This window comes from Akkermansia sp. N21169, from assembly GCF_029854675.1.
Lineage (GTDB): Bacteria > Verrucomicrobiota > Verrucomicrobiia > Verrucomicrobiales > Akkermansiaceae > Akkermansia.
Window position 1 is genome coordinate 89,207 of sequence record NZ_JARWNC010000029.1, and the last position, 6,672, is coordinate 95,878.

Annotated in this window: 1 protein-coding gene; it reads left to right on the plus strand. The window is 49.5% G+C overall.

Going from position 1 to position 6,672, the window contains the following annotated elements:
• Positions 1-115 precede the first annotated feature (115 nt).
• Positions 116-6,672: hypothetical protein (locus tag QET40_RS02745; RefSeq protein ID WP_280125646.1), on the plus strand; the 6,557-nt coding region annotated here is incomplete at its 3' end.

The window sequence follows — 6,672 nt, forward strand, 5'->3', positions numbered from 1 at the left end:
AGAAGAATAAACACTTATTGTAGAGACATACATTGAGGCTATTTTCTGAGAGAAATTTGGCCTTGATAACGGGTTGCCAAACTGCTAGTAGGAACGGTACCCATTCTCTTTTGCGATGAAACTCAGATTACCTCTTACTCTTGCGGCAGCCATAATGGCTTGTTATTCCCATGTTTCCTTCTCTGCCGATACGGGAACTGGTTTTAGTATCAATTTTATCAGAAATGATACCTTCTCAATGGGTAGTACGGATCCCATCCAGAATGTCGGTATGCCGGGTGTTGAAATTCCGAGCGGATTTTGGAATAACATCTCCCCTGTTACAGCCAATGCGTGGTACTCCGTTGAACGTGATAATCAAGGTGGGGCATTGACTGGCATTTCGGTGGCGACAACACGTGCAAGTTTTTGGTCGTCCGGTAAAACGGATACCCAGACGGATAAATTACTCGCTTCTTATATTGATGCAGGTAAAGCTGATGCTTATACAGTTACAATTGCCGGCGTACCTTATCTGTCTTCGACGGTCTATATTATTATGTCCGGCGACAGTACCCAGGTTGAACATAATACAGCCATGAATGTCAATGGAGTAAACTGGACGTTCAAAGATGGTGAAATGGTTGAGGGAACTGATGTGTGGGGAAGTTATGCCAACAATCAGGGTGCTCTTGTTCTCGGCACAAATGTCCTTGAAATCAAGGATATAACCGGGGGATCCATCTTTATCAGCAATGTGGTCAACAGCGCTGGACGTGGATGTATCGCCGGTATTCAAGTTGTCGATTCCTATGCAGGGACTTATTTGTATCGTACTCTTGGCAGTACTGCTGCGTGGACTGATGCTTTATGGTCTGATACGGATGGAGAAACCGGGTCTCTTGCTTGGGGTGGGACAAACCATGCTGCTGTCATAAAGGCAGAAGCAGGAGGTTCGACTCTGTCTGTGACAGGTACGGTTTCGGCAGATGGCATAATCCTCAAATCGGGGAAATTGATTCTTTCCGGAGGAACGCTCAATATGACGGGTGCTGCAGCTTTTATTACGGAAGTGGGAACAACGTTGAAACTTGACGAAACCTCCGTGACTGCAACTGGCGGTTTGACGTTTCAGGGAGGCGGCATTTTCGAAGTAACGAATATTTCGAAGCTTCCTACTTTGCTTAAAATTGATGGAGGAACGTTAAATTCATTAAACGCTGTCACTGTCGGAGAAGGAGGAGACATGCGCGTCGGAGGAACTGCCGTCTTCCAAGCTCCTTCCCTGACAGTAGAATCGGGAGGAACTATATCCATTCATCGGAGTTTCTCTGAAGCCTTAAAAGTAGATTCTTTTTCGGGAAGTGGCGAACTCGTTTTGGGGACAGCTATAAGTTTCGACAAGGATACTCTTCCCGGAGTGCATGAGTTTCTGAAGGATTTCAGTGGAACATTGACTTTGGGAGGGGCCGGGGAATATTATTTTAATTATACAGGATCGACAGATTTCGGGTCAAGCATCCTTATCGGCAAGGAAGGGATGACGATACATGTGGAGAAAGGTGCCACGTTTCGTCTGAACCCTATCAATAATGGATCGAATACGTTCCAGAATGATATGATTCTGGAGGCAGGCAGCAGCTTTTACAAACAGGATGCTAGTCCGTTGATTTTGTCCGGCAATATCCGGATGAACGGCAATGTAACCGATTCAATCATCATAACCGGTCAGTGGGGGGCAAAATCGACTCTTTTCTCAGGAAAAATTTCCGGGCAGGGGACAGTTCAATTGAGGTTAAGCGGTGGGCTTACTGAAACTTTCAGGATCAACAATGCTGCCAATGACTTTTCCGGAACCTGGATGGTAGGCCGAAACGATGGAGGAGAGATTACTCTTCAGTTGGAAGCCGATGCGATTTCGATGGCTTCTGTGGAAATTAGCAACAAAGGGATATTGAGAAATAATGTTGAGAGCGCCTCTCTTGTCAATTTGTCGGGAACCATGGCTAATGCTCAGATTACTTCCGGAGCAGCGGATGGAAGTTTCAATACTCTGACCGTCAAGGGAACTGCCAATTACGCCGGCAAGATCGGCAAAAACCTCAATCTGAACCTTGCCGGGGGTGTGGCTCATGTTCTGTCGGGAGATTTGAGCGCTTTCACCGGAACGATTGCCGTTGCCGACAATGCCGCCTCCAATTTGACCCTTTCGGGAAGTTCTTCCGCCGATGGAGTCAATCTGTCCATGAGCCAGGGGAATTTAACGACGGGAGTGAAAGTGAATTTGCTCTCGGCCGATTCATCGGCTTTGACTCTATCTCTGACTGCCGGAGGGCAAATTGTTGTCACGGGAACTGCATCGGCATTCGCTTCGACGGCGGTAACGGGTGCTGGAATGATCGGCATGGATTTGAATTCCTCGACGGGAACTCTTGATTTGGGCGATTTTACCATTGGAGCTACAGGTGGTTTCCTGCGAATCAATCTGTCCAATACCGATGATCTCAGTCAGTTTTCCCTGACTGCTACGGGAACGTCTTTGGATGTTCTTCGAGGATCCTTGACGGCATCCGCCGGCAACAAGTTGTATGTGGCAAGTGGTTATGCAGGGAATAATGTCTCATTCTCCGAAATGAACCTTTTGGTGAATGAAAGTGAGTCCGGTGCCGACAAATACTATTACCGCAATGGAGATTCCGTGACTCTGTCCCAGCCGGAATATTCGATGAATTCCCTTCTGATCAACGGTGATGCTGATGAGACGACGACGGATGAAATCATCCTGAACGGAGCAGCTCTTTCTGCGGATACGCTGACTTTTGCCTCTTCTGCCGCTTATACGATCAAGAATGGCGAGACTGCCGGCAGCCTCGCCGTAGAACAACTCTCCCTTCTTGGGTCGGGAACGCTGACGTTGAATACGGCGTCCACGATCGGGAGTATTACGGGATCCGGTTCGCTTGTTCTGTCTCAAAATGCGATCATTCAGTCGGGAACGACAACATTGGCGAGTCTGAACTTTAATGGAACAACGTTGACTTTAGGAGATGGCAGTGGAAAAGCGGAAATTATTGCCGGAAATAGATTCAACCAAACGGCAAATACCAATTTGATTCTGAAAAACGGTTCTTCCCTGACGTTGAATGCTTTCCATCTTTCGAACGGGGCTACCTTCAATTTGGGAGGAGATGGAGAAAACGATTGGGGTGTCCTGAATGTGCAAAGATATGCAGGTGCTGATGAATACCAATCCAGTACGACGGCGTTTAATATCAAAGCCGGCAATGTGATGAATGTTCTAGGGGATGTTGATGGAAATTCCGGAACGGGAGCTTTTGTCCTTGGACACTGGAATTATGCGACATCAGTCAATGTGTCTGGTATTTTGAATATTTTGTCCGCTCACATCAGTGTTGTATCGGCCACAAATGCCGTTCTCAATGTTAATGAAGGCGGCGTTGTGAACATCAAGGGGCTTGATCTGGCTCACAGACGCGATAGTGGAGCCAAAATTGCCGTCGTACTCAACGAAGGCGGCATGATTAATATGGGTGAGGACGGTATCGGCAAAACAACGGGTACGGCCGGCGCGTTTACGCTTACCTTGAATGGAGGAACACTGGGTATTCTGAATACCGTGGATTCCTGGACCGGAGTCAAGGCAATGACCATCGGAGGTTCCGTCACGCTTAATACGGACAAATATACACCGGACACGACCGGACAGGGCGCCGGTTACAACGGTTATCTGGGCGGAGTTGGAGTAATTACGATCAACGGCGGGCTAACAGGTACTGCTGGTACCGCCAACTTGACGATTGCGGGGAAAGGGGAAGTGATCCTGACCGGTGCCAACGGTAATTATCAAGGAGGTATCACCATTGAATCGGGTGCGACCTTGACGGCTACAGGCTTGAATGACAGAACTCTCGGCGGAGACAATGTCGTCGTGACTCTTCAAGAAGGAGGCAAACTTGTGTTCGGCGGTACAACGATGAATGATAATTTTACCTTTAACGGCAATATTGTCGGCAATGGGAAAGGTACAATCGAATCGTCTACCAATGTCACGCTTTCCGATACCAATGTCGATGTGGAGACGGTCAATATTACCGGAGGTAAATTGATTTGGGACAACCGCACGACTTCTGAAACGAATCTCCTCCTTGGAGCAACAGTCAATATTGGACCGAATAGTACGCTCCAGCTCAAATTCCCGGGATCTACCTCCAAGCAAAACGTTGTCCAAAGTTCCGTCAATTTGTCGGAGGGAGGAACCTTGCAGTTGGGAACAGGTTATGTGGGAGAAGGAGGCGAAATTGTTTTTAATATCGAATTTGCCCAAGGAATTACCATCCTGCCTTCCGCTGAATCCACCGTCGAAAAAGCTCTCATCCAATTGCCTTGCTGGGAACGTGTTTATTCCATATCTAAATTGAATGGATCCGGTAATCTGGAAATTTCCAGACAAGCTGGGTTTTATTCGGAGAATGAAGATAGAAGCCTTTTCATTATTTCCGGAGTAGATGACGATTCTTCCAAGTGGTTTACAGGGACGATCTCGCTGACGAATGGAGATTCCGGAGATGATGGGAGCAAATATTTCAGACTGGTTCTCAACCACCAGAATGCCGCGGCCAAGGCTCTGATCTCCCTGGATAATGCCGCAACAAAGCTTCGTTTGGGGGTTGCGGATGTTACGATAGCCGGTCTGAGATCGACAAAAGCGGGAGCGATGTTGGAAAAATCAGCATCTTTGACTTCTCCCTCCAATTTGACAATCAATTACTCCGGATCTGATGCCCTGACCTTTAGCGGAAAGGTGACGGATGGTGTCAACGTGATCAAAACGGGGACGGGATCCCAGATCTTTGATGGCGATTTGACTGCGTTCAACGGTACCTTCACGGCGCAGGACGGACAGCTGACGGTCAATGGCAAAACGGTTGCCGGAGCAGAAGAAGGGACGACTCTTCCCGTGGTAGGCTCGGGTACCCGGTTCAATCTTGACGGCGGCAAATTGAGTTTCCCGTCGTTGATCGCCGGTTCCACCTTGACGACGACATCGGCCTCCAATGGTTCGTTGACGGGGGCGTTATCATTGGACGGAGGCAGTGTCGTTGTCCTGAATGACCAAGTCAATACACAATATGCCGTTTCGGACGGCGGCAGCATTACTCTTGGATCAGGTGTTGTCTTTGATCTTTCATCACTAGTCTCGCTGACAACAGGACACTATATCTACCAGATGTTTACGCTGGACGGCGGATTTGATAAATCCAAAATTTCAAGTTACGGAATGGAGGTTGACGAGGATTCCCGTGACAAAATAGACTATCAGCTGGGGGCCGGCAATATGCTCCAGGTCGTTTTTGACAAGACGGATGTCACATTGACCTGGACAGGAGATGCTGATCTCTGGCAAACGAGGAATGATGCTTCTTCTTGGACTGCCGATATTCCTTCGGTGGATACCAGTTTCCATACGGGAGACAAAGTTGTCTTTACAGATGCTGCCGCCGATAAAACGGTATCGATCGTAGGAACGGTCAAGCCCAATACCATGGAAGTAACGGGAGGGGATTATACCTTCAATGCCGGGACGGACGGCACCATTGCCGGGAGTAGTTCTTTATCACTGACGGGCGGAAGTCTGACGATGAATCTGGCCAATACCGGATGGAACGGAGCCATTTCCGTCGGATCCGCCAAACTGGTTGCCAATACAGCCGGTGCCCTGGGAACGGGGACGCTGACCCTGAATGACGGTTCTACCCTGGGCTTTGTTTCCGAAGGGCTGGATTCCCTGGCTTCGATCAATATTGCCGACAGTGCCACGGCAACTCTTTTGTGGTCTGGCGACCAGGGGACGCTGAATAACCGGTTTACGCTGGGAAGCAATTCCATCCTCAAAGTCGATGCCGGAACTACGGCCGCGGCAGGGTCGTTGACCCAGGCGCTTGGTGCCGGTCAGACGCTGCAGCTCAAGGGTGACTTTGTGGGGGCCACGCTTGCCGTGACCGGCAGCGGCCTTCTGGAATTGCTGGACAGCGCCAAAGCTGCAACGGATCTTCGAAACGGAGTCAGTTACAAGGTCGGCAGCAATGCCGCGTTAACACTGACAGGATACGGGGATTACAACAGCGGTTCATTGAGCGGAACTGGGACTTTGAACATGGTGGTCAACGGATCGAATCTGTTCATTTCTTCTCTGGGACACGATTTCTCCGGTACACTAAATATCGCAGGTACGGGGAACAACTATCTCATTTTCGGGACTAATGCTTCGACGGCTGCCGGAGAACATTCCCTGTTTACGGGAACGCCGGACCTGGTTATGGATGAAGGGGCTAAAGTGATCATCAACCGGCTTTTCACGGGGGCAACCCTGGCGGAAGCCAAAACGAATGCCTTGACTGTCGGCAATCTTTCCGGGGCCGGAGAATTCCGAGGCGATTACAATGATGTGGAAACCGACCGGGCTTCCCAGCGTTTCCTTTCCGTGACGCAGACGCGGGATGAAATCTACTCCGGCATTTTCATGACGGCATCATCCGGCCGCGATATCGGCCTGTTGAAGAACGGCAGCGGGACATTGACTCTGAGCGGAGCCAATACGTCACAGGCGGATCTGGACATCAATGCCGGCGGCATCATCCTGTCGGGTGCCGGCGTCTGGAAGGGCGCCATCAA